Here is a 25,108-nt window from a genome sequence, read left to right on the forward strand (position 1 = left end):
ACAATCCACTATCACCTACGCACAACGTTGACAATTTACCAAATATAGCCACAGAATGCGTTAAATTTATCGAGAGGATGCCTCAATGAGCCAGGATTTCACCGGGCGCGTCGCGATCATCACGGGGGGCAGCGACGGGATCGGCCGCGCCACCGCCCGGCTGCTCGCGGAGCGGGGCGCCAGCGTCGTCATCTGCGCCCGCCGCCCCGAGAAACTGGAGGAAGCCCGCGCCGAGATCGCGAAGGTCGGCAAGGTCGAGGCGGTGCAGCTCGACGTGTCGGACGACGCGGCCTTCACGAAAGTGATCGAGGACGTCGCCGCGCGGCACGGCCGGCTCGACATGCTGGTGAACAACGCCATGTCGGTCCATTACGCGCCGATCGGCAAGCTGACGCTGGATCACTGGCGCAAGGATTTCGCGGTCAACGCCGACGCCGTGTTCGTCGGCACCAAGGCGGCGATGAAGGTGATGATGGCGGCGGGTCGCGGCTCGATCGTCAACATCTCCTCCTCCTGCGGCATCCGCGCCGCGCCTTACATGGCGAGCTATTCCGCGTCCAAGGCGGCGCTGATCCAGTTCACCGCCGTCGCCGCGATGGAGGCGGCGCGCTCGGGCGTGCGCGTCAACGCGATCGTGCCGGGGCAGGTGCAGACCCCGAGCACCGAGGATTTCGCGTCCAAGGCCCCCGACACCGCCGCCAAGACCGCCGACGCCATCCCGATGGGGCGCGGCGGCGAGCCGGACGAGCTGGCGGAGGCGATCATCTTCATGCTCTCCGACGCGGCGAGCTATATCACCGGCACCGCGCTTCCGGTCGACGGCGGCAAGGCGGCGCAACTCTATCTTCCTTCCTGACCGAATCGAAAGGCGCGCGAAAAATGGGGTGGGACAAGGAAGTCGACGTCCTGGTCGTCGGGTCCGGCGCGGGCGGGCTGCTTTCCGCATTGGTGGCGGCGGATGCCCATGCCGACGTGCTGGTGATCGAGAAGGAGCCGCTTTGGGGCGGCACCTCCGCCACTTCCGGCGCGGGCATCTGGATTCCCGCGAGCGATCAGGCGGCGGCGGTCGGCTTCCATGACAAGGTGGAGGACGCCTTCGCCTATGTCCGCGCGCTGTCGGCGGACAATGTGCCGGACGCGAACATCCGCGCCTATGTCTCGAACGCCGCTCCGATGCTGCGCTGGCTGACGCAGCATACGCCGATCGAATACCACGCCTTTCCCTATCCCGATTATCACGCCGAGAACCCCGGCGGCAGCCCGACCGGCTATCGCACGCACATGCCGCTGCCGATCGACGGGCGGCAGCTCGGCCGCGACGTGGAGACGTTGCGCTTCGCCTCTCCCGCCGCGAGCCTGTTCGGCTATCTCAACTGGCATTTCGACGAAACCTATATGCTGCTGTTCCGCGCGAAGGGCTGGCAGATGCATCTCGCGAAATCGCTCGCGCGCTACTGGTTCGACCTCCCCTTCCGCCTGCGCTCGCGCAAGGATCGGCGGCTGACGCTCGGCAACGCGCTGCTCGGCGGCCTGCGCATCGCGCTCAACAGGCAAAACGTGCCGGTGTGGCTGGAGACGCCGATGCGCGAGCTGGTCGAGAAGGACGGGCGCATCGCCGGCGTCGTCGTCGAGCATCGGGGGCGGCCGATGCGCATCGGCGCGCGGCGCGGCGTGGTGCTGGCGGCTGGCGGATTCGACAAGAACCAGGCGATGCGCGACGCCTATGCGCCAAGCTATCCGCGCGCGCTCTACAGCGGCGGCACCTCGGGCAATACCGGCGATTCGATCCGCGCCGGCATGGCGGTCGGCGCGGCGACGATGAACATGCAGTCCGCCTGGGCCGCGCCGGTTTTCTACGTGCCGGGCGAGGATCGCGGGCGGCTCTGCACGATCGAGCGTGCGCTGCCGGGCTGCATCATGGTCAACCAGTCGGGCGCGCGTTATCTCAACGAGGCGGCATCCTATCATATCGTCGGGCAGCAGATGGCGGCGCGGCAGCGCGAGCATCGGGACGCCGATCCGAGCTGGATGATCTTCGACCATGATTTCCGCCATAAGTATCCGATGGGACCGCTGCTGCCTTTGGTGCCGGATGCGCTCCAGTCGAGGGGCGTGCGCAAGATCCTGCGCAAGGGCCGCACGATCGAGGAACTCGCCGCGAAGATCGGGGCGGACGCGGCTACGCTCGCCGCCACGGTCGCGCGCTTCAACGCTGGTGCCGTGAAGGGCGAGGACCCCGATTTCCATCGCGGCGAGGCGGCCTATGACAAGATGTACGGCGATCCGCGCGTCACGCCCAATCCGTCGCTCGCGCCGATGGTGAAAGGGCCGTTCTACGCCATGCCGATCCACCCCGGCGACATCGGCACCAACGGCGGCCTCGTCACCGACGAGCGCGCGCGGGTGATCGACGGCGCGGGCAAGCCGATCGCCGGCCTCTATGCGGTGGGCAACAACGCGGCCTCCGCGATGGGCGAGAGCTATCCGGGCGCGGGCGTTACGATCGGGCCGGCGCTGACTTTCGGCTATCTCGCCGCGCGCGACCTGACCGGCACCAACGAGTGAGGATATCAGGCATGGGAAGGCTTGAGGGACGCGGCGCGATCGTCACCGGCGCGGGGCGCGGCATCGGCCGCGCGATCGTCGAGCGGCTGGCGGCGGAAGGCGCACGGGTCGCGGCGCTGGACCTCAAGGTGGAGGATTCGCCCGCCGCGCTCGCGATCCGCTGCGACGTGAGCGACAGCACCTCCGTCGCCGCCGCCGTGCGTGAGGCGCGCGCGGCGTTCGGACGGCTCGACATCGCGGTCAGCAACGCCGGGATCGGCGCGGCCCCCGGCGACGGCAGCGAGCGATTCCACGCCGGCATGGGCGAGCGCAACGCGCAGATCGCGGCGGGCGAGACACCCACTGCCTTCGCCGACCAGCTCATCCATATGGAGGACGCCGGCTGGCACGGGGTGATGGCGGTCAACCTCGACGGCGCGTTCTTCCTGGCGCGCGAGTTCGTCCGCGTACTGGCCGAGGACGGAAGCGGCGGCGCGATCGTCAACATCAGCTCGACCAGCGCGCAATCGGGCGAAGGCTCGCCGCATTATGTCGCGTCCAAGGCGGCGGTGATCGGGTTGACCCGGCAGCTTGCGAGGGAGCTCGCACCGCGCGGCATCCGCGTCAACGCCGTCGCGCCGGGGCCGACCGACACGCCGATCATGCAGGGCATACCGGCGGAGTGGATCTCCTCGATGGAGGCCGCCGTGCCGCTCGGCCGCCTCGCCCGGCCGGAGGAGATCGCGGCGGCGGTCGCCTATCTCGCCAGCGACGACGCCAGCTTCACTACCGGATCGGTGGTAGTGGCGAACGGCGGCAGCTATTTCTTCTAGGACCGATCAGGCAGCGACGAACCAGCACACGCCGTCCCGCGTCTCGCGCGTCGCGCGGCCGTCCAGCTCCAGCCGGCGCAGGTGCGACAGCGTCTCGCCGGTCGCCATGCTCACCATCTCCCGCACGATCGCACGGCGGAACAGCGCCGGGAAGCAATCGATCACGCGGCGCGGCGCGGCGAGCAGCGCGTGGAGCCGCTCCAGCCGGCGCTCGTACACCAGCGCCATCGCGTCCAGCCGCTCGTGCAATCCATAGAAAGGCTCGCCATGCCCCGGCAGCACGAGCAGGTCCGCATCGAGCAGCCGCAACCTCGCGATCGAGGCGAGCCAGTCGCCCAGCGGATCGCCCTCCGGCTCGGCCAGCGTGACCGACACGTTGGGGCTGACCCCCGGCAGCACCTGATCGCCCGCGATCAGCACCCGGCCGCACTCATCGAGCAGGCAGGCATGTTCGGGGCTGTGCCCGCTGCCGGTCACCACGCGCCACTCCGCGCCGTCCAGCGCGAGCCGGTCGCCGTCGGCGATGCGGCGGAAGCTTTGCGGCGGCGCGCCGACCAGTTGTGCGTAGCCGCTCCACCCGCGAATCGATTGCGCGATCTGATCGTCGTCCCAGCCGGCCGCGCGCCAGTAATCGACGATCTCCGCCGGCACGCCGTCAGCGCCCGAGGCGAAGCGGTGCAGTTCCAGCCACTCGACCCGCGTCATCACCAGCGGCGCGCGATATTCGCGGCACAGCCAGCCGGCCGAACCGCTGTGATCGGGATGGTAATGCGTGCAGATCACCTGCGTCACCCGCTCCCCCGCGAGCGCCGCCGCCCAGCCGTCGCGGGTCGCGTCATTGTGGTAACCGGTATCGACGATCGCCACGCCGCCGTCGTCATCGACCAGCCAGCAATTCACGTCGCCGAGCGGACCGGGAACGGGCACGCTGCGCCAGCGGATGCCCGGCGCGACCGTGACCATCTCATGTGGCGCGGGGGTGCGGCCCGCGAAAGGCTGGCGGAGCCCAGTCACTCCGCCATCGCCACCGCCGGCTGCGGCGAGAGGATCGCCTCCACCGCCCCGGCCGCGCCGCGCATCGCGCCCTCGATATAGGAGATGCCGGTGCAATCGCCGATCGCATGGACCGCGAAGCCCTCGGCGCGCAACGCGTCGGCCAGCGCCTCGTCCGCCGTCGCGCCCTTGGCGACGATGACGTGATCGGCGCGCGGTCGTTGCGTCGTGCCGCCCGCGTCGGTGAAGGATACGAAACCCGGCTCGATGCGGATATCCGAGGCGGAGGGGAACAGCGCGACATTATGCTCGCGCAATTCGTCGAGCAGCCGCATCCGCCGCACCACCGTCAGCCCCGCGCCGAAGCGCGGCGCCTCGTCCACCACCGTCACCGTGCGCCCGCGTTCCAGCAGGAACTCCGCCAGCTCCAGCCCGACCAGCTCGCCGCCGACGATCACGACATGATCGCCCAGCGGCATCCACTGGCGCGTCGCCTTGCGCACGAAATCGAGGTTGGCATTGAGGCCTGTCGCCGCGCCCAGCCTGGTCGCGAGTCGCGTGGCGAGGCTGGTCTTGCGCTTCAGCTCCTCGGAGCTCTCGCCGAGCATCATCTTGCGCATGTCGTCGCCCGACAGGACGTTGGGCAGGTCGCCGCCGGGGATCAGCGGCATCCCGCGCCGCGCGCCGGTCGCGACGATCACCGCATCGGGCTTCAGCGAGCGCAGCAATTCGGGCGTCGCGGGCGTGTTGAGCCGCACCTCCGCGCCCGACGCCGCCACTTCCCGCTGGAGCCAGTCGAGCAGCCGCTCATTGGCCGGATAGGCGAGCGAGGCGAAGCGCAACGTGCCGCCGAGCCGCGCACCCGCCTCCAGCAGGATCACCTCCTGCCCCTTCGCGCGCAGCCGCCGCGCCGCTTCCATCCCCGCCGGGCCGCCGCCGATCACCACCACGCGCTTCGGCGGCGCGACCGGAGCCTCGCGGCGGAGATATTCGAACCCCGTCTCCGGATTCACCGCGCAGCGCAGCGGATCGCAGACGTAGATCGCGCTGATGCAGGTGTAGCAATAGATGCAGGGCAACACGTCCTCGGGCCGCCCTGCCGCCAGCTTGTTCGGCAGGTGCGGATCGGCGAGCAGCTTGCGCCCCATCGACACGAAATCGAGCGAGCCGTCGGCGATCGCCGCATCCCCTACTTCAGGCTCGATCCGGCCGGAGGCGATGATCGGCACGTTCACCGCCGCCTTGATCCGCCGCGCGAAGGGGACGTTCAGCCCCGGCTCGTGCGGGGTGTGCGATCCCGAATGCAGCTTCGGCTGGCCGACGTCGTGATAAGCGGTGACGGTGATCGCATCGACCCCGGCGGCCTCCACCATCCGCGCCGTCTCGACCGCGTCCTCGATCGTGATGCCGCCATCCTTGCCGACCTCGCGCGAATCGAGCTTGCACCACACGGGGAAATCCGGCCCGACCGCCGCGCGCACCGCCGCGATCACCTCCAGCAGGAAGCGTACGCGATTCTCCAGCGGGCCGCCGTAATCGTCGGTGCGCTTGTTCGATTTGGGCGAGATGAAGGAGGAGATGAGGTAGCCGTGGCCGCCGTGGATCTCCACGCCGTCGAAGCCCGCGCGCTTCACCCGCTCCGCCGCCGCAGCGAACTGGCCGACGACGTGGCGGATGTCCTCCACCGTCATCACCTTCAACTCGACGCCCTTGATGCGCCCGAACGGCGCGCGCATGATCTCCTCGATCAGGAAGGCGGCGGTGAAATCGCCACCCCGCGCGTCCGGCACCGAAGGCGTCCAGATCGGCCGCCCCGCGAGCAAATCCTCCATCGCCGCCGCGCCGCCGTGATGGAGCTGCGGCACGATCTTCGCGCCATGCGCATGCACCGCATCGACCAAGGCCGCGAGGCCGGGCAGGAAGCGATCGTCGGAAATCGCAATCTGCCCCTCCTGATTGGCGCCGACCGGCCATGCCACCCCCGCCACCCCGGTGATGATGAGGCCGACGCCGCCACGCGCCTGCTCCGCGTGATAGGCGATGATGCGTTCGCCGCATTGGCCGTCCTGCTCGGCGAGGCTCGCGCCCATCGCGGTGACGGCGATGCGGTTGCGCGTTTCCATCCGCCCGATGCGGCCGGGGGAAAGCAGATGCGGGAATTTCCTGACGGTCATCGTGTTTCCTGTCCTCTCAATCCGCCCGCACCTTCACGCGCGGCGCGGCTTGCCCCCGGCGCATCGCGTTGAGGAAACCCTCCAGCGGTGCCGGCTCGGTGACCGGGCCGCCGTGGTCTCCCTCGCGCGCCCAATATTCGTCGTAGCTCGGAAAGAGCTTGTGGAAATTGCCCTCGACCCATTCCGCCCCCGGCCAGCGCATCTTGTTCGCGCCGACCGGCGGCTTGTTGAGATCGGTCGCGTACCAGTAGAGCGGCAGCCGGCGCGCGAAATGCCAGCGCCCCTCCGCGCGGACGTAATCGTCGACATACATCATCTGCATGATGACCCATTCGTCGCCCGTCTCATGCTCGTTCTTCGAATAGACCACGCCATGCGCGTGATCGGCATCGTCGAACTCGATGACATGGCCGCCGATATGGTGCGAGGTGCCGGTGAAGGGCGAGCGCAAGGTGCGGTCCATATAGGCGCGCAGCGCGGCGCGCCCGCTCGCCTCCTTGCCGACGCGCACGTCCGCCGGGAACAGCGAGACCATCGCGTCCATGTCGCGCATGTCGAGCGCGAGCGCATATTTAGCGGGGAGTTGGCGAATCTGGTCCAGCGATTCGAGCCGATAGATGCGTGCTTCGAGATTCGACAAGAGCGATTTCCTCTCCGTTTCACGGCATTTGAGCGCATATTGTTATTAGCTATCGCGTATTTTTCTATTATTGCGTAGATTAATGCCGGTATAGTCTACGCAAATCAAGAGTGGAGGAGTGGATGCGTTTTGCGGGCAAGAAGGTGCTGGTGACGGGCGCCGCATCGGGAATCGGGCGCGCGACGGCGCTACGTCTCGCGAGCGAAGGCGCGGAGCTGACGCTGGGCGACGTCAACGAGGCGGGCCTCGCCGACACCGCCGCAGTGATCGGGCGGCCGGTGCGCGTCCGCCCCTATGACGCGACAGACACGATATCCTGCCAGGCGCTGGTCGCGGCCGCAGCCGAAAATGGGCTGGACGTGCTGTGCAACATCGGCGGGATGCTCGACTGGGGGCCGACGATAGATTTCGACGAAGCGCGATTCGAGCGCGTGCTGCGCGTCAACCTGTTCAGCGTCTATGTGCTGTGCCGCGCCGCGCTGCCGCACCTCGTCCGCTCGAAGGGGAATATCGTCAACATGGCGTCGGCCGCCGGGCTTTCCGGCGTCCCCTTCACCCTCGCCTATGCCGCATCCAAGCATGGCGTGGTGGGGATCACCAAGTCGCTCGCGGTGGAGTTCGCCGCGCGGGGCGTGCGCGTCAACGCGATCTGCCCCGGACAGGTCAACACCGCCATGACGCGCACCCCGCCGCCCGAGGGCGACATCGACTGGCCGCTGATGATGCGCAACGCCCCCAAGCTGGAAGGCGGCGGCGCGGAGCCGGAGGATATCGCCGCCTCGGTCGCCTTCCTCGCCTCGGACGACGCGCGGAAGATCAGCGGCGCGGCGCTGCCGGTGGATTGCGCGCAGCTCGCGGGTTAGCCCGCCGCCGCGCGCCCGGCCCGCCGCCCGAAGAAGGTGCAGTCGGCAAGGCTCAGCCCCGAGCTGTAGCCATGTCCCCACGCCGGCAGCCCGGACGTGCAGCGCCCGGCGGCGAACAGGCCCGGAATCACCTGCCCGCCGCGATCGAGCACAGCGCCGTCGATCGACGTGCGCAGGCCGCCGAGCGTGAAGTGCGAGAAATAGCTCGACCGGAAGTTCAGCTCCAGCGCGATGAACGGCCCCTGATCGAGCGGCCTCAGGATCGGCGGCTGCTTGTCGAACAACGGGTCGCGCCTCTCGCGCGCGTGGCGGTTGTAGAAGGCCATCGTCGCGGCGAGCATGCCTTCCGGCATTTCCAGCTCGCGTTCGACCTCTTCCCACGTCTCGCCGGTCGCGGCGATGGTCATGCGGGCGAACTCGGCAGGCCGGTCGAAATGCGCGTTGTCGAGCAAGAGATAGACGCGATCCCCCGGCTGGTCGATCATGAAGCGGCTGACGCGGCCGTGATAGCAATCCTCGTTGATGAAGCGCTGGCCGTGGATGTTGACGAACACGCCATGCGCATGCGGCTCGGGCATCGTCCACGGACAGGTGACGAAGAACTGGTCCATGTGGATCGCGTCGCCGCCCGCCGCCATGCCGAGGTTGATGCCCGAGCCGTCATCCTTGTCGCCGATCGGATCGGCGACCTTCGTGGTGAGCGGGGCGTAACGCTTCAGCATGTCCGGGTTGAGCACGAAGCCGCCGGTCGCCAGCACCACGCCGCTGCGCGCCCGGATGAAGCGCGGGCGGTTGTCGATCCGCATCACCGCGCCGACCACCCGGTCGCCATCGCGCACCAGCGCCAGCGCGCGCGCGTCAGTGACGACCGTCACGCCGAGTGCGCGCGTCCGCGCCTCCAGCACGTCCATCAATTTGCGCCCGCCACCCCAGCCGGTGAACTGGATCACATGCCCGCGCGGCGCCGGCTTCGCGGCGTGGCGGAACGGCGCCGCCGCCTCGCTGCCGGACCAGATAAGGGTGTCGTCGGTTTCCGGCTCGATCACCTTGCCGGGGAGGTAGGTGCCTTTGTACGGTACGCCCTGCGCCTTCAGCCACGCATAATGATCGAGCGCGCCGGCGGCATAAGCGTCGCACTTCGCCGCGTCGGCGCACGGGCCGCCGGCCATCGTGAGATAGGTCGCGAAGTCCTCCGTGCTGTCCGCGAAACCGTTGGCGCGCTGGACGTCGGTGCCCCCGCCGCCGCCGATATAGATTTCCCCACCCGACAGGCCGGACGCGCCGCCGCTGCCCGAATTACGCTCGAACAGTATCACCGACGCGCCCGCCTCCGCCGCACCGATCGCCGCGCACGCGCCCGCCGCGCCGAAGCCGATGACGATCACATCGGCCTCATCGTCCCATTGCGGCACCTCGGCTGCGGGGACCGTGCGGTGCAGCGAGAATTCAGCCATGAAACGTCTCTCCCAATGCGGCCCGTGTCGCCTCCACCGCCCTGCGCGCGCGATCGAGCATCGAGCGCCCGGCATCGAGCGCGGATTGGCGCGGCACCTCGACGCTGACCGGGCATTCCGGCGCGAGCGCCGCGACGAACCCGTCAATGTCGAATGCCCCCTCGCCCGGCAGCAGGCGCTCGCTCCCCGCTTCCCATTCGATCCTGTCGGGCGCGATGGCGAGCGGGCCGTCGCTCACCTGCGCGATGCGGATGCGCGGATCGGCGAGCAGCGGGAGCGCGCCCGGCATCTCGCCGGCGCGGTGGAGATGAAGCAGGTCCAGCGTCACACCGATATCATCGCGCCCCGTCGCCTCGATCAGCGCCAGCGCCTCATGCAGAGAGCGCACCTGCGACGGCGGATAGAATTCCACCGCCAGCCCGATGCCGTAACCGCCCGCCAGCTCGGCGAGCGCGGCGAGCTTCCCGATCCGCCGCGCTGGCTCGCGATCGTAGCACAGCACATTGGCGAGCCGTCCGCCAAGCCATGCCGCCGTCTCCAGCACCGGTTCGAACACGACCACGTCGGTTCGTCCGGCCAGTGTGAAGGGATAGGCCAGATCGAGCGCCACTCCACCCGCGCGCATCGCATCGCGGGTAGCGCGGCGTTCGGGCGTATCCCCGATCAGCGCGAAGTCCGGCATCCCGGGCAGCACCGCCATCGGATGCAGGAACAGGCACATCCCCGCGCATCCCGTCTCCGCCGCCAGACCCGCGAGCTGCGACGGCGTGGCGTCCACGACCGTGATGTGATCGAGCGACAGCGGGCGCACGGCCCCTCCCCTCATGCGCTCCCGACGCGCGCCTTGAGCATATCGAGAGCGACATCGGTGATCATGTCTTCCTGTCCGCCGACCATCTTGCGGCGTCCGAGCTCGACGAGGATGGCGCGGGTGTCGAGGCCATAGGTTTCGGCGGCCTTCTCGGCATGGCGCAGGAAGCTTGAGTAGACCCCCGCGTATCCAAGCGCGAGCGTCTCGCGATCGACGCGCACCGGGCGGTCCTGCAACGGCCGCACGAGGTCCTCCGCCGCGTCCATCAGCGCCATCACGTCGCAGCCGTGGTTCCAGCCCTTGCGATCGGCGGCGGCGACGAACACCTCCAGCGGCGCGTTGCCAGCGCCCGCGCCCATCCCGGCAAGACTGGCGTCGATGCGCACCGCCCCCTCCTGCGCCGCGACGATCGAGTTCGCCACCCCGAGCGACAGGTTGTGGTGCGCGTGGATGCCGCGCTGCGTCTCCGGCCTGAGCACCTTGTCATAGGCGCGCAGCCGATCGCGCACCCCGTCCATGTCGAGCGCGCCCCCTGAATCGGTCACATAGACGCACTGCGCGCCGTAACTCTCCATCAGGGCTGCCTGCCGCGCGAGCGCCTCGGGTTCGATCATATGGCTCATCATCAGGAAGCCCGCGACATCCATGCCGAGATCGCGCGCGATGCCGATATGCTGCCTCGACACGTCCGCCTCGGTGCAATGCGTCGCCACCCTGACCGAGCGCACCCCGAGGTCACAGGCGCGGCGCAGTTCCTCCACCGTGCCGACCCCCGGCAGGATCAAGGTGGTCAGCACCGAACGCGTCAGCACGTCCGCGACGGCCTCCAGCCATTCCCAGTCGGTATGCGCGCCGAAGCCATAGTTGAAGCTCGCGCCCGAGAGGCCGTCGCCATGCGCCACCTCGATCGCGTCCACCCCGGCGGCATCGAGCGCGCTCGCGATCGCGCGGACATGATCGAGCCCGTACATGTGGCGGATCGCGTGCATCCCGTCGCGCAGCGTCACGTCCTGGATGTAGAGCTTCTGCGTGTCGACGTCGAAGGTCATGCCGCCGCCCTCCGCTCGAGGATGCGCCGGGCGAGCAACTCTCCGGTCGCCCTGGCCGCCGCCGTCATGATGTCGAGGTTGCCCGAATAGCTCGGCAGATAATCGCCCGCCCCTTCCACCTCGAGGAAGATCGAGGTCCTGATCCCGGTGAACTCGCCCATGCCGGGGATCCTGAGGCGGTTGTTGTCGCCGTAGCGCTCGAACTGCACTTCCTGCTTCAGCCGATAGCCGGGGACATAGGCCTGCACCTTCGCCACCATCGCCTCGACCGAGGCGCGGATCGCCGCCTCGTCGCCGCCTTCGGACAGCGTGAACACCGTGTCGCGCATGATCATCGGCGGCTCGGCCGGGTTGAGGATGATGATCGCCTTGCCCTTCGCCGCCCCGCCGACTTCCTCGATCGCGCGCGCGGTGGTGCGGGTGAACTCGTCGATGTTGGCGCGCGTCCCCGGCCCCGCCGAGCGCGACGACACCGACGCCACGATCTCGGCGTAATGCACCCTCGCCACCTGGCTCACCGCCGCGACCATCGGGATCGTCGCCTGCCCGCCGCACGTCACCATGTTGACGTTGGGCTGGTCGAGATGCGCCTCCATGTTGACCGGCGGCACGGTGAACGGACCGATCGCCGCCGGGGTCAGGTCCACCACCTGGATGCCGTCCGCGCGCAGCGCCGCGTCATGCGCCTTGTGCGCATAAGCCGAGGTCGCGTCGAAGGCGATGCCGATCTCGCCATAGCAGGCGAGCTTCCGCAGCCCCTCGATCCCCTCGTGCGTCGTCGCCACCCCGCGCGCCCGCGCCATCGCCAGACCTTCCGACGCCGGATCGATTCCCACCACCGCCGCCAGTTCCATATGCTCCGACCCACGAAGCATCTTCACCATCAGGTCCGTCCCGATGTTCCCCGATCCAATGATCGCCGCCTTCACCTTGCACACCACTCATTACTCCTAGACGAAGCGCGCAGTGCAACTGCCCACGCCCTCCAGCGTCATCTCGAACTGATCCCCGGCCACCGCCGGGGCCAGCGGCACCAGCGAGCCGGACAGGATCACGTCACCCGCCTCAAGCGTCACGCCGTAGCGCCCCAAAGTGTTGGCGAGCCATGCCACCGCCGCCGCCGGATCGCCCTGCACCGCATGACCATAGCCTTCGGACAGGGGCGCGCCGTTCTTCGTCACCGTCACATGCAGGGCGGGCATGTCATGTTCGCGCGGATCGGCCCGCGCCTCGCCCAGCACGAACACCCCGCAGGAGGCATTGTCCGCCACCGTATCGACGATGCCGATCTTCCATTCGTCGATCCGGCTGTCGACGATCTCGAAACACGGCGCGATGCTTTCCGTCGCGGCCATCACGTCGGCCGCCGTCACGCCGGGGCCTTTCAGCGCATCGCGCAGGATGAAGGCGATCTCCGCCTCCGCGCGCGGCTGGATCAGCCCGGTGGCGGCGATGTCGATATCGCCCTCGATCCACATCCGATCGGTGAGGAAACCGAAGTCGGGCTGGTGGACACCCAGCATGTCCTGCACCGCCTTGCTGGTGACGCCGATCTTCTTGCCGATCACCCGTTCCCCCTCTCGCGTGCGGCGGGCGAGGAAATCGAGCGAGATGGCGTAGGCGTCGTCCACCGTCAGCGCCGGATCGCGGGCGATCAGCGGCGGCACCGTGCGGCGCGTGCGCAAGGCGGCGTGCAGCTCCGCGCCGTAGCGCTCAGCGATGCTCATCGAGGAAGCCGATCGAATAGCGGTTGAACTCGCCCGCGCGCTCCACCTGCACCCAATGGCCGACGCGGGTGAAGCTCATGAAGCGCACGTCCTCGCAAGCTTCGAGGAAATAGCGCGCGCCGCTCGCCGGGCAGAAATCGTCCTCCAGCCCCCAGAAGCCGAGGATCGGCTGCTTCACCTCGCCGAGCCGGGGCGCGAGGTTCGGCGTGCGCATCCGCACCAGCACGTCCTTCGGCTGGGTGCGGGCGACGGCATAGCGTTCCGCGACCAGCGCGTCGGTGACGGCCGACGCGTCATAGACGAGGTTGCAGATCAGCCGCCGCTGCTCCTCGATCGTGAAATCCGGGCCGCCGAAGTTCGACACCATCTTCGCAATGCCGGGCATGGCGAAATAGGTCTCGCGCTCCTCGATGCAGCCCGGCGCCATCAGCACGAGGCTGGAGACGAATTCCGGGTGGTCCAGTGTCATCTGCAGGGCGACGCCGCCGCCCAGCGAGTTGCCGACCAGCGCCGCGCGGGTGATGCCGTGGGCGATCAGCGCGTCGTAGAGCGTGTCGGTGAAAAGCTGGAGCGTGTAATCCAGCCCCTCCGGCTTGGAGGACGCGCCATAGCCGATCATGTCGGGCAGGATCACGCGATAGCCCGCCGCGACGAAGGCGTCCGCGTTCTGCCGGAAGTTCGACGCGCCGGACGCCCCCGGCCCGCTGCCGTGGATGAACACCACCGCCGGGCCGCTGCCCATCTCGGCGATATGGATCTCATGGCCGCCGACGACGACATGCCGCTTGCTCACCAGCGCCTCCATCACAGGAACATCATCGCGGGCGGCTGGCCCATCAGGCCGCCGATCATGTCCGCCGTCCAGTTATTCGGATCGTTGGCGACATGCGCGCGCGCCGCGTTGAGATCGAGCCACGGCTGGACGATCGGGCTGGACATATAGATCGCCCGCCCGCCGAGCAGCGGCAGAATATCCCCGATCAGCTCCGCACAGCGCCGCACCACGGTGGACGACTGGTATCGATAGGCCGATCTCTTCTCCAGCGGGATCGCCTCGCCGCGTTCGGCATAACCCATCAGGTCGTCGAAGGTCGCGCGCAGCGCCAGCTCCATCTCGCCGACCTGCGCATGCGCGCGCGCGATCGCGGCGTGAAGGATCGGGTCGGTCCTGGATGCCTTGCCGGTGTTGGTGGAGACGCGATCGGCGGCGATCGCCAGCGCCGCCTCGATCCCCGCCCGCGCGCCGCCCAGCGCCGCCGAGGAAACCGAGCGGACGAAGATCTGCGCCCACGGCAGGGTATAGAGGATGCCGTCATTCTCCTTCTGTCCCGGATTGCGGCAGTTGAAGCCGTCGACCGAGCGGTGCGTGCGATATTCCGGGACGAAGGCGCGCTCCACCACGATATCCTGGCTGCCCGTGCCCTGAAGGCCGAACACGTCCCAGTTGCGCTCGATCCGGTAATCCCCGCGCGGCAGCAGGAAGGTCCGCATGTCCGGCGGCCCGCCCGGCTCGCCGGGCGGCACCAGCGCGCCGAGCAGCACCCATTGGCAATGCTCCGACCCGCTGGAGAAACCCCAACGCCCGGTCAGGTAGAAACCGCCGTCGGCATGCTCCACCTTGCCGACCGGCTGATAGGAGGAGGAGGCGAGCGCGCCGTCATCCTCGCCCCACACTTCCCGTTGCGCGCGATCGTCGAACAGCGCCAGCTCATAGGGATGGCAGCCGACCACGCCATAGACCCAGCCGGTCGACATGCAGCCTTCCGCCAGCAGCTTCTGCACGTCGAAGAAGGTGTTGGGGTGCATCTCATAGCCGCCCCAGCGCCTGGGCTGGAGGATGCGGAAGAACCCCGCCGCCCGCATCTCCGCGATCGTCTCGTCGGGCACCTTGCCCTCCGCGACGCATCGCTTCGCGCGCTCCTTGAGCGTCGGAATCATCGCACGCGCGCGCTCGACCAGCTCGGCCGCGGTGGGCTCGACCTGAGTCGTGAGCGGAACTGTGGCAGCCATTACAGCCCCTCCTTTATGCGGCCGGCGGTTATCACCGGCTCAAAATCACAATCTTCGTAATTTCTCTTGCGCTATGATACGCAAATCGTCAATAGAAAAGCGAGACCACGCGATTTGGTGATGGTTCAAGAACGATTTCACACCCTTTATCGGGGAAGGCGGGAGGGAAGGCTTGGCGAGCGGCGCGCATCTCGATCTGACCGGCAAGGCCGCGATCGTGACCGGGGGCACGCGCGGCCTTGGCCGGACGATCGCGACCCGGCTGGTCGAGGCCGGCTGCGCCGTCACCGTCTGCGGCCGCGCCATGCCGGACGAGCTTCCCGCTGGCATCGCCTTCCATCAGGCGGACGTGCGCGATCCCGATCAGGCGCGCGCGCTGGTCGAGGCGGCGGTGGCGGCGCACGGGCGGCTCGACATATTGGTCAACAACGCCGGCGGATCGCCGCAGGCCGATGCCGCAAGCGTCTCGCCGCGATTCGTCGATGCGATCCTGAAGCTCAACCTCGTCGCCCCGCTCTACATGGCGCAGGCGGCGTATCCGCACATGGTGGCGGGCGGCGGCGGGAGCATCGTCAACATCGCCAGCGTCTCCGGCGCGCGCCCTTCCCCCGGCACCGCCATCTACGGCGCGGCCAAGGCGGGGCTGCTCAACCTGACGCAGAGCCTCGCGCAGGAATGGGGCGCGGCGAACATTCGCGTCAACGCGATCATCGCCGGGCTGATGCATACCGAGAACGCCGAGGCGACCTATGGCGACGCCGAGGCGCAGGCGGCGGTCGGCCGCTCGATGCCGCTCGGCCGGATGGGCAACGGCGACGATATCGCGGGCGCGGTGCTCTACCTCTCCTCCCCGCTGGCGAGTTGGGTGAGCGGCGCGCGGCTCGAAGTCGATGGCGGCGGCGAGCGTCCGTATTTCCTCGATCTGGTGAAGGGAGCCTGATGTCATGGGCGTGAAGTCGCTTGGCTATGCGGTGGTGGAGACCATGCAGCCGGACCGCTGGGACCATTTCCTGACGCAAGTCGCGGGCGCGATGCGCGGCGCGCCCGCGAGCGATGGCGCGGCGTTATACCGCGTTGACGAGCGGCCGTTCCGCTTCCGCATCGAAACCGGCTCCGCCGACCGGCTCGCGGCCTCGGGTTACGAGGTGGAGGACAAGGCCGCGCTCGACGCGCTGGCGGAGAAGGTTCGCGCCGCCGGCCGCCCGGTCGAGATGGGCACGCCGGAACTGGCCGCCTCGCGCTGCGTCGCCGGGCTGTTCCGCACGACCGATCCCGCCGGCAACGGGCTGGAATTCTATCATGGCGACCAACGCGCGGAGACGCCGTTCGTCTCCCCCGTCGGCGTGCCGCACTTCGTCACCGGCATCTATGGCATGGGCCATTCGGTGCTCGCCGCGCCCGATTTCGAGGCGAGCCATGCCTTCTATCGCGACGTGCTCGGCTTCCACGACACCGACCTGCCGCACTTCTTCCTGATGGGCGGCGACCACGATCCGGGAATGCGCTTCGCCTTCATGCACGCCGACAACGGCCGCCACCACAGCGTCGCGCTGGCCGAGATGCCGGTGCCGCCCTCGCAGAGCATCCACCTGATGCTCGAACTGCCCTCGCTGGAGGAGGTGGAGAAGGCGCACGCGCGGATGGTCGCGGGCGGCTACAAGGAATCCGCGACGCTCGGTGAGCACGTCAATGACGAGATGACCAGCTTCTACGTCCAGACGCCGGGCGGTTTCGATCTGGAGATCGGCTGCAACGGGCTGGTGATCGATCCCGCCACCTGGGAAGTCACCGCGCACGACAAGGTCAGCAAATGGGGCCACGTCTGGGCATGGCAGACCGAAGCCGCCGAGGGAGCCGCCTGATGCTCGACAAACGCATGACCGCGGCGGAGATCGTCGCCAATCTCCATGACGGGATGACGCTCGGCATCGGCGGCTGGGGGCCAAGGCGCAAGCCGATGGCGCTGGTGCGCGAGATAATGCGCTCGCCGCTGAAGGACCTGACGATCGTCGCTTATGGCGGCGCGGACGTGGGGATGCTGTGCGCGGCGGGGAAGGTGAAGAAACTCGTCTTCGCCTTCGTCTCGCTCGACGCGATCCCGCTGGAGCCGTGGTTCCGCAAGGCGCGCGAGGCGGGGTCGATCGAGGTGCTCGAGCTCGACGAGGGGATGCTGCAATGGGGGCTGAAGGCCGCCGCCTTCGGCCTGCCCTTCCTGCCGACGCGCGTCGGCCTCGGCACCGATCTCGCCGAACTGGGCGGGCTGAAGCTGGTCCAGTCCCCCTATGAGGACGGCGAGACGCTGATCGCGATGCCGGCGCTGAAGCTCGACGCGGCGCTGATCCACGTCAACCGCGCGGACTGGCGCGGCAACGTCCAGCTTTTCGGGCCGGACACCTATTACGACCAATGGTTCGCCCGCGCGGCGGCGCGCAGCTTCGTCTCATGCGAGGAACTGGTCGACCGGATGGAGGATCATTATCCCGATGACGCGCGGTTCAACGAATTCGAGCGCTGCTTCGTGAGCAGCGTGGTCGAGATGAAGGGCGGCGCGCATCCCGGCTCGATGCCCCCCGCCTATGGCTGGGACATGAAGGCGTTCCGCGACTATGCGGCGGCCGCGAAGGAACCCGGCGACTGGGCGCAGGTGGCCGACCGCTTCGTCGGCGCGGACGAGCAGGGCTATATGGATTCGGTGGGCGGCATGGAATCGGTGGCGAAGCTGCCGATGCCGGTGTTCTGATGAGCAGCGCCACCCTCGCCGAACTGTGCATCTTCGCCGCGTCGGAAGCATTCCGCGACACGCGCGAGATCATCGCCACCGGGGTCGGCCCGGTGCCCCGGCTTGGCGCGAGCCTCGCCAAGCTCACCCACTCGCCCAGCCTGATGATGACCGACGGCGAGGCGTTCCTGGTCGAGCAGCCGGTGCCGATCGGCCCGCGCGGCTATGACGATCGGCCGAAATCGGCGGGCTACCTCCCCTTCTCGCGCTTCTTCGACGCGGCGGTGTGGACCGGACGGCGGCACGCGATGGTGACGCCGACGCAGATCGACCGTTTCGGGCAGACCAACCTGTCCTATCTCGGCGGCACCCATCGCCAGCCGAAGACGCAGATGCTGGGCGTGCGCGGTTTCCCCGGCAATTCGGTCTATCACCCCAATTCGATGTTCGTGCCCGTGCATTCGCCGCGCGTGTTCGTCGCTGGCGAGGTCGATATGGTGTCGAGCGCGGGCTATAATCCGGCGAAGCGCGTGGCGGGCGGCAACTACGGCGGGATCGACCTCCGGCGCATCATCACCAACCTGTGCGTGATGGATTTCGGCGGCAAGGATCACGCGGTCCGCGTCATCTCGCTCCATCCCGGCGTGACGTTCGCGGAAGTGCAGGCCGCGACCGGCTTCCCGCTGGAACAGGGCGCGCTGGCCGAAACACCGCTTCCCGATGCCGAGGCGCTGGCGATCATCGCGCGGCTCGATCCGCACAACGTCCGCGCGACCGTCATCGCGGGCAATCCCGATGCGGTGAAGGAGAAAGCAGCATGAGCGACGAGATCGTCCCCCGCCAGCCGCAATCGCCGGTCTATGAGACCGACACGCCGGTCCGCTACGAAACCGACGGTCCTGTCGCGTGGATCACGATGGACCGGCCGCAGTTCAACAACGCGCAGAACAGCCAGATGACCTATGCGCTCGACGCCGCCTTCGGGCGCGCGACCGACGACGATGCGATCAAGGTCATCGTGCTGGCGGGCGAAGGCAGGCATTTCAGCGCCGGCCACGACATCGGCACGCCGGGGCGCGACCACCTCGTGCCGTTCGACCGCAAATTGATGTTCGGCGACCACACCACCCGCCCGGCGGCGGAATTGCTCTACACGCGCGAGCATGAGGTCTATCTCGGCATGTGCCGCCGCTGGCGCGACATCCCGAAGCCGACCATCGCGATGGTGCAGGGCGCGTGCATCGCGGGCGGGCTGACGCTCGCCTGGGTGTGCGACCTGATCGTCGCGAGCGAGGACGCGTTCTTCCAGGACCCGGTGAACCGCATGGGCATCCCCGGCGTCGAATATTTCGCGCACGGCTTCGAGCTGCCGCCGCGCGTCGCCAAGGAGTTCCTGCTCCTCGGCGAGCGGCTGCCCGCCGCGCGCGCCTATCAGTTCGGCATGGTCAACCGCATGGTGCCGCGCGAGGAATTGCGCGCGGAGACCGCGAAGATGGCGCATGAGCTGGCGCAGCGCCCGCGCCTCGGCAACTGGCTGACCAAGCAGGCGTTCAACCATGTCGAGGACCTGCGCGGCAAGCGCACCGCGATGGACGCGGTGTTCCACATGCACCATTTCGCGCACGCCCAGAACGATCTGACCAGCGGCAACTCGCTCGGCGGGCTGGACGGCAAGGCGATGGCGTCCGCCAACAAGAAGGCGGCGGGCGAGGGCTAAGCGATGGGCGATCCGCTTGCCACGATTATGACCGAGCGGCTCGGCTGCCGCCTGCCGGTGATCCAGACCGCGATGGGCTGGGTCGCCGAGCCGCCGCTCGTCGCCGCCGCGTGCGAGGCGGGCGCGTTCGGCTTCCTCGGCGCGGCGGTGATGACGCCGGGCGAGGCGGCGGCGAAGATCGCCGACGTCCGCAAGCGCACGTCTAGGCCGTTTGGCGTCAACTTCCACATGTTCCAGCCCGGCGCGGGCGAGATCGTCGAGACGATCCTCGCCAATCGCGACCAGGTGCGCGCGGTGAGCTTCGGGCGCGGGCCGGACGCGAAGATGATCGGCCGCTTCAGGGATGCCGGCATCCTGTGCGTGCCGACCGTCGGCGCGGTGAAGCACGCCAAGAAGATAGTCGAGCTCGGCTGCGACATGGTGACGGTGCAGGGCGGCGAAGGCGGCGGGCATACCGGCGCGGTCGCCACCACCGTGCTGCTGCCGCAGGTGCTCGACGCGGTGAAGGTGCCGGTGATCGCGGCGGGCGGGTTCGCGGACGGGCGCGGGCTGGTGGCTGCGCTCGCCTATGGCGCGGTCGGCATCGCGATGGGCACCCGCTTCCTGCTTACCACCGAAAGCGCGCCGCCGGCCGCTGCCAAGCAGGTCTATCTCAAGGCCGGCACCGACGACATCCACGTCACCACGAAGATCGACGGCCTGCCGCAGCGCATGGTCCGCACCCCGATGTTCGACCGGATCGAGAAGTCCGGCCCGCTCGGCATGTGGCTGCGCGCGATCGAGGGTGGCCTCGCGATGAAGAAGCGCACTGGCGCGAACTGGGGCGAGCTGATCGCCGCCGCGCGGGGGATGACCAGCCACGGGGGCCTGAGCTTCATGCAGGCGATGCTCGCCGCCGCCGCCCCGACGCTGATCCAGAAGGCGGTGGTGGACGGCGACGTCGAGCATGGCGTGATGGCGACCGGCCTCGTCGCCGGGCGGATCACCTCGCTCCCCACCTGCGCCGACCTGCTCGCCGATATCGAGCGCGAGGCGCGCGTGCGCATCGCCGCGCTGACCGCGACCGCCGCCAACGAGAAAGCCGCCTGATGCCGATCCGCACCCACATCGCCGACAACATCGGCGAGGTCATCCTCGATCACCCGCCGGTCAACGCGCTCGACAGCGCGGGCTGGAACGAGCTGCCCGGCATCATCGAGACGCTCGGGCGCGATCCCGAAGTGCGCGGCGTGCTGATCCGCGCGGAGGGCAAGGGCTTCTGCGGCGGCGTCGACATCAAGGAGATGCAGGCGCACCCGGAGCGGATCGTCGATCTCAATCGCGGCAACTACCGCACCTTCCGCGCGGTGCGCGGCTGCGAGGTGCCGGTGGTGACGGCGGTGCATAATTTCGTGATCGGCGGCGGCATCGGCATCTGCGGCGCGTCCGACGTGGTGATCGCGGCGGAGGGCGCGTTCTTCTCGCTGCCCGAGGTCGATCGCGGCGCGATGGGCGGGGCGAGCCACCTCCAGCGCATGTTCCCGATCCAGAAGGTCCGCGCGGCCTTCTTCACCGGCGGGCGCATCCCGGCGGAGGAAGCTTATCGCATCGGCGCGATCGAGAAACTGGTGCCCGCCGACAGGCTCGTTGAAGAATCGCGCGCCTTCGCGGCGGTGATTGCGTCCAAGAGCCGCAAGGCGCTGGTGATCGCCAAGGAGGCGCTCAACGGGCTGGAGCCGCGCGACGTCGATCACGGCTATCGCTTCGAGCAGGGCTTCACGCTGGAAATGTACATGCACGAGGACAGCCAGAAATCGCGCGACGCCTTCGTGGAGAACAAGGGGGCGGCGAAGTTCTGATGGACCTTCTCTACACCCCCGAGCAGCAGGCGTTCCGCGCCGAGGTGCGCGCGTGGATGGAAGCGCATGTGCCCAAGGAGCCGCTGCCGACGCTCGAAGGGCGCGTGGGCTTCGACGCGCATGTCGCATGGGAGCGCACGCTGGCGTCGGGCAACTGGGGCATGGTGACATGGCCCGAGGTCTATGGCGGGCGCGGGCTGGACCTGATCCGCTGGCTGATCTTCGAGGAGGAATATTATCGCGCCGGGGCGCCGCTGCGCGCCAACCAGAACGGCATCTTCCTGCTCGGCCCGACGATCATGGAATTCGGCACCGACGAGCAGAAGGCGCGCTTCCTCACGCCGATGGCGAACGGCGAGGTGATGTGGGCGCAGGCGTGGTCTGAGCCGAACGCCGGGTCCGACATGGCGGCGATCCGCTCGCGCGCGGTGCGTGAAGGCGACGATTACGTCATCTCGGGGCAGAAGACCTGGTCGAGCCGCGCGGCCTTCGCCGATTGGGGCTTCGGCCTGTTCCGCACCGATCCCGAATCGAAGCGACACAAGGGGCTGAGCTTCATCCTCGTGCCCCTGGACGCGCCGGGCGTGACGATCCGCCCGATCCGCCAGCTCCACGGCGAGACCGGCTTCGCGGAAATCTTCTTCGACGAGGTGCGCGTCCCCGCCGCCAACCGCATCGCGGGCGAGGGCGAAGGCTGGAACGTCGCGATGGCGACCGCGGGCTTCGAGCGCGGGCTGATGCTGCGCAGCCCGGCGCGCTTCCAGGCGGCAGCGAAACGGCTGGTCGAACTGTATCGCGAGCGGGAGGCGGACGCCTCCCCCGCCGCGCGCGAGGCGGTGGTTAAGGCATGGGCGGAGGCGGAGGCCTATGCGCTCAACACCTACAAGGTCGCCTCAACCGTGATGGCGGGCGGGAAGATCGGCGCGGAGGCGAGCCTCAACAAGATTTTCTGGTCCGAGTTGGATCGCGCGCTGCACCGCACCGCGATGAGCCTGATGGGCGCCGCAGCGGAGCTGAAGGCGGTCGGCGGCCGCGTCAACCAATGGCTGGAGGGTTATATCTTCTCGCTCTCCGGCCCGATCTACGCCGGATCGAACGAGATCCAGCGCAACATCGTCGCCGAGCGGCTGCTCGGTCTGCCGCGGCTGGGGGCGGGCTGATGGAATTCTCGTTCACGCAGGACCAGATCGAGCTGCGCGACGGCGTGCGCGCCTTCCTCGACGGCACGCACGGCCCCGAGGTGCTGCGGCGGCTCGATGCCGAGGGCGGCCGCGATCCGGCGATCTGGCGCTCGCTGGTCGAGATGGGGTTGACCGGGCTGATCGTGCCGGAGGCGCAGGGCGGCCTCGGGCTGGGGCTGATCGAGGCGGTGCTGGTCGCGGTCGAGCTTGGCCGCGCCGACGTGTCGGAGCCGATCGTCGATACCGCCTTGGTCGCGCCGCGCCTGATCGCGGACGAGGCGCGGCTCGCGGCGATCGCTGTCGGCGAGTTGAAGGTCGCGCTGGCGCATCGGGTCAACCCGTGGGTGGCGGATGCCGATCAGGCCGGACTAGTGCTCGGCGGCGCTGCGACCGGCGAGCGGCTGGAGAGCGCCGATCCGCTGCGGCGGCTGTTCGCGGTCGAGCGGGCCGACGCCGATCCCGCCATGCTCGATCTTTCCGCGCTGACGGCGGCGGCACAACTCGTCGGCGCGAGCGAACGGATGCTGGCGCTCGCCACCGATTACGCCAAGGACCGCGAGCAGTTCGGCCAGCCGATCGGCGCGTTCCAGGCGATCAAGCACCACCTCGCCAGCGTCGCGGTGGCGCTGGAGTTCGCGCGGCCGGTGCTGTGGCGCGCGGCCTGGGCGCTCGATCACGGCCATGCCCGCGCGCCCGTCCACGTCAGCCACGCCAAGCTCGCCGCGACCGACGCCGCGATGCAGGCGGCGGAGACGGCGATCCAGGTCCATGGCGCGATGGGCTACACCTACGAGGTCGATCTCCATTACTGGATGAAGCGCGCATGGGCGCTCGCCGGGACATGGGGCGATCGCGCCTTCCACCTCCGCCGCCTCGACGCCGCCGTGATCGACGGCGCGATGGCGATCGGCCCGGACCAGACTTTCGAGACAGGAATGCAACATGGCTGAAGCCTATATCGTCGATGCGGTGCGCACCCCGATCGGGCGCAAGAAGGGCACGCTCGCGGGCGTCCATCCCACCGATCTCGGCGCGCGTCCGATCAAGACGCTGATCGCGCGCGCCGGCATCGATCCGAAGGCGGTGGACGACGTGGTGTGGGGCTGCTGCGACACGATCGGGCCGCAGGCGGGCGATATCGGCCGCACCGCATGGCTCGCCGCCGGGCTGCCGGAGGAAGTGCCGGGGGTGACGATCGATCGCCAGTGCGGCTCCTCGCAGCAGGCGGTGCATTTCGCCGCGCAGGGGGTGATGAGCGGCACGCAGGATCTGGTCGTCGCGGGCGGCAGCCAGGCGATGAACGCCATCCCGATCTCCGCCGCGATGTTCGCGGGCCAGCCGTACGGCTTCGACGATCCGTTCCGCGGCTCGATCGGCTGGCAGGCGCGCTACGGCGACGAGGAAGTGAACCAGATCAAGTCGGCCGAGATGATCGCCGACAAATGGGGCATCACCCGCGAGGCGATGGAGGCGTTCGCGGTCGAATCCCACACCCGCGCGCAGCGGGCGACCGAACAGGGCTGGTTCAGGGGCGAGATCGCCCCGCTCGCCGGTCTGGAGGTGGACGAGACGATCCGGCCGGCGACCAGCATGGAGGGTCTCGCCGCGCTGAAGCCGGTGCGCGAAGGCGGCGTCATCACCGCCGGCGTCGCCAGCCAGAATTGCGACGGCGCGGCCGCGCTCCTGATCGCGAGCGAGGCGGCGGTGAAGGCGCATAGGCTGAAGCCGCGCGCGCGCATCCACCACCTCTCCGTCCGCGCCGCCAATCCGGTGTGGATGCTCACCGGCCCGATCCCGGCCACGCAATACGCGCTGGCGAAGGCGGGCATGTCGGTCGCCGATATCGACCTGTTCGAGTGCAACGAGGCGTTCGCCTCCGTGCCGATGGCGTGGATGAAGGAACTCGGCGTGCCGCACGAGAAGGTCAACGTGGCTGGCGGCGCGATTGCGCTCGGCCATCCGATCGGCGCGACCGGCGCGCGGCTGATGACCACCCTGCTCAACGCGCTGGAGCGCACCGGCGGACGCTACGGCCTCCAGACCATGTGCGAGGGCGGCGGGCAGGCCAATGTCACCATCATCGAAAGGCTGTGAGCGGATCATGACGAACCCCGCCATCGACATCCCCAACCTGCTCTATCGCTACGCCGACGCGATCGATTCGGCTGACTTCCACCGCGCGGCACGGATGTTCCGCCACGGCTGCCTCGTAACCAGCGGGGGCGAGCTGCGCGGCGAGGACGCGATCGTCGCAATGTGGAAAAGCTGGGTGCATATCTATGCGGACGGCACGCCGCGCACCCGCCACATCATCACCAATCCGGTGATCGAGCTGTCGGCGGATGGCCAGAGCGCGACCTGCCGCTCGCAATGGACCATCATCCAGGCGACCGACGACCTGCCGCTCCAGGTGATCGCCGCCGGCCATTATGCCGACAAGCTCGCGATCATCGACGGCGAGTGGCATTACACCGAGCGCCAGTATCTCGCGCCAGAACTGACCGGCGACATGAGCGGCCACCTGCTCCGCACCATCGCGCGCCGGGAGGCTTGAG

Annotated in this window: 25 protein-coding genes; 15 read left to right on the top strand and 10 right to left on the bottom strand. The window is 68.8% G+C overall.

All coding sequences use genetic code 11. From position 1 onward, the window contains the following. Positions 1-85 precede the first annotated feature (85 nt). Genes F9288_RS18735 through F9288_RS18745 form a run of 3 tightly spaced genes read left to right on the top strand, consistent with a single transcriptional unit; the run spans position 86 to position 3,377 of the window. Complete coding sequence (locus tag F9288_RS18735) at positions 86-856, top strand: SDR family NAD(P)-dependent oxidoreductase (RefSeq protein WP_174838176.1); 771 nt, start codon at positions 86-88, stop codon at positions 854-856. Between the two features lie 23 nt (positions 857-879). Next, positions 880-2,565: an FAD-dependent oxidoreductase gene (locus F9288_RS18740; protein WP_174838177.1), complete on the top strand. Its 1,686-nt coding sequence runs from the start codon at positions 880-882 to the stop codon at positions 2,563-2,565. Between the two features lie 11 nt (positions 2,566-2,576). After that, the gene (locus tag F9288_RS18745) at positions 2,577-3,377 is read left to right on the top strand and encodes an SDR family NAD(P)-dependent oxidoreductase (RefSeq protein WP_174838178.1); all 801 of its coding nucleotides are present in this window, start codon (positions 2,577-2,579) and stop codon (positions 3,375-3,377) included. A gap of 6 nt (positions 3,378-3,383) precedes the next feature. Here F9288_RS18745 and F9288_RS18750 read toward each other — a convergent pair whose 3' ends face one another. The 3 genes from F9288_RS18750 to F9288_RS18760 are packed head-to-tail and all read right to left on the bottom strand — an operon-like array spanning position 3,384 to position 7,184. Then, entirely contained in the window at positions 3,384-4,391 is a 1,008-nt protein-coding gene (locus F9288_RS18750; RefSeq protein ID WP_254620962.1) for an MBL fold metallo-hydrolase, read from the bottom strand. Then, positions 4,388-6,544: an FAD-dependent oxidoreductase gene (locus F9288_RS18755; RefSeq protein ID WP_174838179.1), complete on the bottom strand. Its 2,157-nt coding sequence runs from the start codon at positions 6,542-6,544 to the stop codon at positions 4,388-4,390. The genes F9288_RS18750 and F9288_RS18755 overlap by 4 nt, the downstream gene beginning before the upstream one ends. A gap of 16 nt (positions 6,545-6,560) precedes the next feature. Then, positions 6,561-7,184, bottom strand: a complete 624-nt coding sequence (locus F9288_RS18760) for a nuclear transport factor 2 family protein (RefSeq protein ID WP_174838180.1) — start codon at positions 7,182-7,184, stop codon at positions 6,561-6,563. Positions 7,185-7,306: 122 nt separating this feature from the next. Here F9288_RS18760 and F9288_RS18765 point away from each other — a divergent pair, with 122 nt between their 5' ends. Beyond that, complete coding sequence (locus F9288_RS18765; RefSeq protein WP_174838181.1) at positions 7,307-8,047, top strand: SDR family NAD(P)-dependent oxidoreductase; 741 nt, start codon at positions 7,307-7,309, stop codon at positions 8,045-8,047. Here F9288_RS18765 and F9288_RS18770 read toward each other — a convergent pair. The 7 genes from F9288_RS18770 to F9288_RS18800 are packed head-to-tail and all read right to left on the bottom strand — an operon-like array spanning position 8,044 to position 15,098. Beyond that, on the bottom strand, positions 8,044-9,501 hold the full coding sequence (locus tag F9288_RS18770) for an FAD-dependent oxidoreductase (RefSeq protein ID WP_174838182.1): 1,458 nt from the start codon (positions 9,499-9,501) through the stop codon (positions 8,044-8,046). The two genes, F9288_RS18765 and F9288_RS18770, sit on opposite strands and share 4 nt — an antisense overlap. Beyond that, positions 9,494-10,327 carry a sugar phosphate isomerase/epimerase gene (locus F9288_RS18775; RefSeq protein WP_174838183.1) on the bottom strand — a complete coding sequence of 278 codons (834 nt, stop codon included), beginning with the start codon at positions 10,325-10,327 and terminating at the stop codon, positions 9,494-9,496. Before F9288_RS18775 ends, F9288_RS18770 begins: the two co-directional genes overlap by 8 nt. Then, positions 10,324-11,361, bottom strand: a complete 1,038-nt coding sequence (dmpG, locus tag F9288_RS18780; protein ID WP_174838184.1) for a 4-hydroxy-2-oxovalerate aldolase — start codon at positions 11,359-11,361, stop codon at positions 10,324-10,326. Before dmpG ends, F9288_RS18775 begins: the two co-directional genes overlap by 4 nt. Beyond that, positions 11,358-12,299: an acetaldehyde dehydrogenase (acetylating) gene (locus F9288_RS18785; RefSeq protein WP_174839190.1), complete on the bottom strand. Its 942-nt coding sequence runs from the start codon at positions 12,297-12,299 to the stop codon at positions 11,358-11,360. The genes dmpG and F9288_RS18785 overlap by 4 nt, the downstream gene beginning before the upstream one ends. A 12-nt stretch (positions 12,300-12,311) precedes the next feature. Next, complete coding sequence (locus tag F9288_RS18790; RefSeq protein ID WP_174838185.1) at positions 12,312-13,088, bottom strand: fumarylacetoacetate hydrolase family protein; 777 nt, start codon at positions 13,086-13,088, stop codon at positions 12,312-12,314. Beyond that, positions 13,075-13,881 (bottom strand): alpha/beta fold hydrolase, encoded by an 807-nt coding sequence (locus F9288_RS18795; protein WP_254620963.1) that lies wholly within the window; start codon positions 13,879-13,881, stop codon positions 13,075-13,077. Before F9288_RS18795 ends, F9288_RS18790 begins: the two co-directional genes overlap by 14 nt. Before the next feature lie 11 nt (positions 13,882-13,892). Then, entirely contained in the window at positions 13,893-15,098 is a 1,206-nt protein-coding gene (locus F9288_RS18800) for an acyl-CoA dehydrogenase family protein (protein WP_174838186.1), read from the bottom strand. Positions 15,099-15,270: 172 nt separating this feature from the next. Here F9288_RS18800 and F9288_RS18805 point away from each other — a divergent pair, with 172 nt between their 5' ends. Genes F9288_RS18805 through F9288_RS18855 form a run of 11 tightly spaced genes read left to right on the top strand, consistent with a single transcriptional unit; the run spans position 15,271 to position 25,107 of the window. After that, complete coding sequence (locus F9288_RS18805) at positions 15,271-16,038, top strand: SDR family oxidoreductase (protein WP_174838187.1); 768 nt, start codon at positions 15,271-15,273, stop codon at positions 16,036-16,038. A 4-nt stretch (positions 16,039-16,042) separates the two neighbouring features. Then, positions 16,043-16,960, top strand: coding sequence for a VOC family protein (locus F9288_RS18810; RefSeq protein ID WP_174838188.1), 918 nt, complete (start codon positions 16,043-16,045; stop codon positions 16,958-16,960). Further along, the gene (locus F9288_RS18815) at positions 16,960-17,838 is read left to right on the top strand and encodes a CoA transferase subunit A (RefSeq protein ID WP_174838189.1); all 879 of its coding nucleotides are present in this window, start codon (positions 16,960-16,962) and stop codon (positions 17,836-17,838) included. The genes F9288_RS18810 and F9288_RS18815 overlap by 1 nt, the downstream gene beginning before the upstream one ends. Next, positions 17,838-18,638 (top strand): CoA-transferase subunit beta, encoded by an 801-nt coding sequence (locus F9288_RS18820; protein WP_174838190.1) that lies wholly within the window; start codon positions 17,838-17,840, stop codon positions 18,636-18,638. The genes F9288_RS18815 and F9288_RS18820 overlap by 1 nt, the downstream gene beginning before the upstream one ends. Continuing rightward, complete coding sequence (locus tag F9288_RS18825) at positions 18,635-19,534, top strand: enoyl-CoA hydratase (RefSeq protein WP_174838191.1); 900 nt, start codon at positions 18,635-18,637, stop codon at positions 19,532-19,534. The genes F9288_RS18820 and F9288_RS18825 overlap by 4 nt, the downstream gene beginning before the upstream one ends. A gap of 3 nt (positions 19,535-19,537) precedes the next feature. Further along, on the top strand, positions 19,538-20,623 hold the full coding sequence (locus F9288_RS18830; protein ID WP_174838192.1) for a nitronate monooxygenase family protein: 1,086 nt from the start codon (positions 19,538-19,540) through the stop codon (positions 20,621-20,623). Continuing rightward, positions 20,623-21,372, top strand: coding sequence for an enoyl-CoA hydratase family protein (locus F9288_RS18835; protein ID WP_174838193.1), 750 nt, complete (start codon positions 20,623-20,625; stop codon positions 21,370-21,372). The genes F9288_RS18830 and F9288_RS18835 overlap by 1 nt, the downstream gene beginning before the upstream one ends. Next, positions 21,372-22,532, top strand: a complete 1,161-nt coding sequence (locus tag F9288_RS18840) for an acyl-CoA dehydrogenase family protein (protein ID WP_174838194.1) — start codon at positions 21,372-21,374, stop codon at positions 22,530-22,532. Before F9288_RS18835 ends, F9288_RS18840 begins: the two co-directional genes overlap by 1 nt. After that, positions 22,532-23,503: an acyl-CoA dehydrogenase family protein gene (locus F9288_RS18845; RefSeq protein WP_174838195.1), complete on the top strand. Its 972-nt coding sequence runs from the start codon at positions 22,532-22,534 to the stop codon at positions 23,501-23,503. Before F9288_RS18840 ends, F9288_RS18845 begins: the two co-directional genes overlap by 1 nt. Next, positions 23,496-24,647, top strand: coding sequence for an acetyl-CoA C-acetyltransferase (locus F9288_RS18850; RefSeq protein WP_174838196.1), 1,152 nt, complete (start codon positions 23,496-23,498; stop codon positions 24,645-24,647). Before F9288_RS18845 ends, F9288_RS18850 begins: the two co-directional genes overlap by 8 nt. 7 nt (positions 24,648-24,654) lie before the next feature. Next, the gene (locus F9288_RS18855; RefSeq protein ID WP_174838197.1) at positions 24,655-25,107 is read left to right on the top strand and encodes a nuclear transport factor 2 family protein; all 453 of its coding nucleotides are present in this window, start codon (positions 24,655-24,657) and stop codon (positions 25,105-25,107) included. Position 25,108: the final 1 nt, after the last annotated feature.

It is taken from the genome of Sphingomonas sp. CL5.1, assembly GCF_013344685.1.
Taxonomy (GTDB): Bacteria; Pseudomonadota; Alphaproteobacteria; order Sphingomonadales; family Sphingomonadaceae; genus Sphingomonas.

What these genes read in the sequence shown, in the direction of transcription:
- F9288_RS18825 (WP_174838191.1), top strand. Translation starts at nt 18,635, where the DNA reads ATGAGCGACGAGATCGTCCCCCGCCAGCCGCAATCGCCGGTCTATGAG.
- F9288_RS18810 (WP_174838188.1), top strand. Translation starts at nt 16,043, where the DNA reads ATGGGCGTGAAGTCGCTTGGCTATGCGGTGGTGGAGACCATGCAGCCG.
- F9288_RS18790 (WP_174838185.1), bottom strand. Translation starts at nt 13,088, where the DNA reads ATGAGCATCGCTGAGCGCTACGGCGCGGAGCTGCACGCCGCCTTGCGC.
- F9288_RS18740 (WP_174838177.1), top strand. Translation starts at nt 880, where the DNA reads ATGGGGTGGGACAAGGAAGTCGACGTCCTGGTCGTCGGGTCCGGCGCG.
- F9288_RS18765 (WP_174838181.1), top strand. Translation starts at nt 7,307, where the DNA reads ATGCGTTTTGCGGGCAAGAAGGTGCTGGTGACGGGCGCCGCATCGGGA.
- F9288_RS18755 (WP_174838179.1), bottom strand. Translation starts at nt 6,544, where the DNA reads ATGACCGTCAGGAAATTCCCGCATCTGCTTTCCCCCGGCCGCATCGGG.
- F9288_RS18770 (WP_174838182.1), bottom strand. Translation starts at nt 9,501, where the DNA reads ATGGCTGAATTCTCGCTGCACCGCACGGTCCCCGCAGCCGAGGTGCCG.
- dmpG (WP_174838184.1), bottom strand. Translation starts at nt 11,361, where the DNA reads ATGACCTTCGACGTCGACACGCAGAAGCTCTACATCCAGGACGTGACG.
- F9288_RS18745 (WP_174838178.1), top strand. Translation starts at nt 2,577, where the DNA reads ATGGGAAGGCTTGAGGGACGCGGCGCGATCGTCACCGGCGCGGGGCGC.
- F9288_RS18830 (WP_174838192.1), top strand. Translation starts at nt 19,538, where the DNA reads ATGGGCGATCCGCTTGCCACGATTATGACCGAGCGGCTCGGCTGCCGC.
- F9288_RS18845 (WP_174838195.1), top strand. Translation starts at nt 22,532, where the DNA reads ATGGAATTCTCGTTCACGCAGGACCAGATCGAGCTGCGCGACGGCGTG.
- F9288_RS18800 (WP_174838186.1), bottom strand. Translation starts at nt 15,098, where the DNA reads ATGGCTGCCACAGTTCCGCTCACGACTCAGGTCGAGCCCACCGCGGCC.
- F9288_RS18735 (WP_174838176.1), top strand. Translation starts at nt 86, where the DNA reads ATGAGCCAGGATTTCACCGGGCGCGTCGCGATCATCACGGGGGGCAGC.
- F9288_RS18775 (WP_174838183.1), bottom strand. Translation starts at nt 10,327, where the DNA reads ATGAGGGGAGGGGCCGTGCGCCCGCTGTCGCTCGATCACATCACGGTC.
- F9288_RS18855 (WP_174838197.1), top strand. Translation starts at nt 24,655, where the DNA reads ATGACGAACCCCGCCATCGACATCCCCAACCTGCTCTATCGCTACGCC.
- F9288_RS18840 (WP_174838194.1), top strand. Translation starts at nt 21,372, where the DNA reads ATGGACCTTCTCTACACCCCCGAGCAGCAGGCGTTCCGCGCCGAGGTG.
- F9288_RS18835 (WP_174838193.1), top strand. Translation starts at nt 20,623, where the DNA reads ATGCCGATCCGCACCCACATCGCCGACAACATCGGCGAGGTCATCCTC.
- F9288_RS18815 (WP_174838189.1), top strand. Translation starts at nt 16,960, where the DNA reads ATGCTCGACAAACGCATGACCGCGGCGGAGATCGTCGCCAATCTCCAT.
- F9288_RS18850 (WP_174838196.1), top strand. Translation starts at nt 23,496, where the DNA reads ATGGCTGAAGCCTATATCGTCGATGCGGTGCGCACCCCGATCGGGCGC.
- F9288_RS18820 (WP_174838190.1), top strand. Translation starts at nt 17,838, where the DNA reads ATGAGCAGCGCCACCCTCGCCGAACTGTGCATCTTCGCCGCGTCGGAA.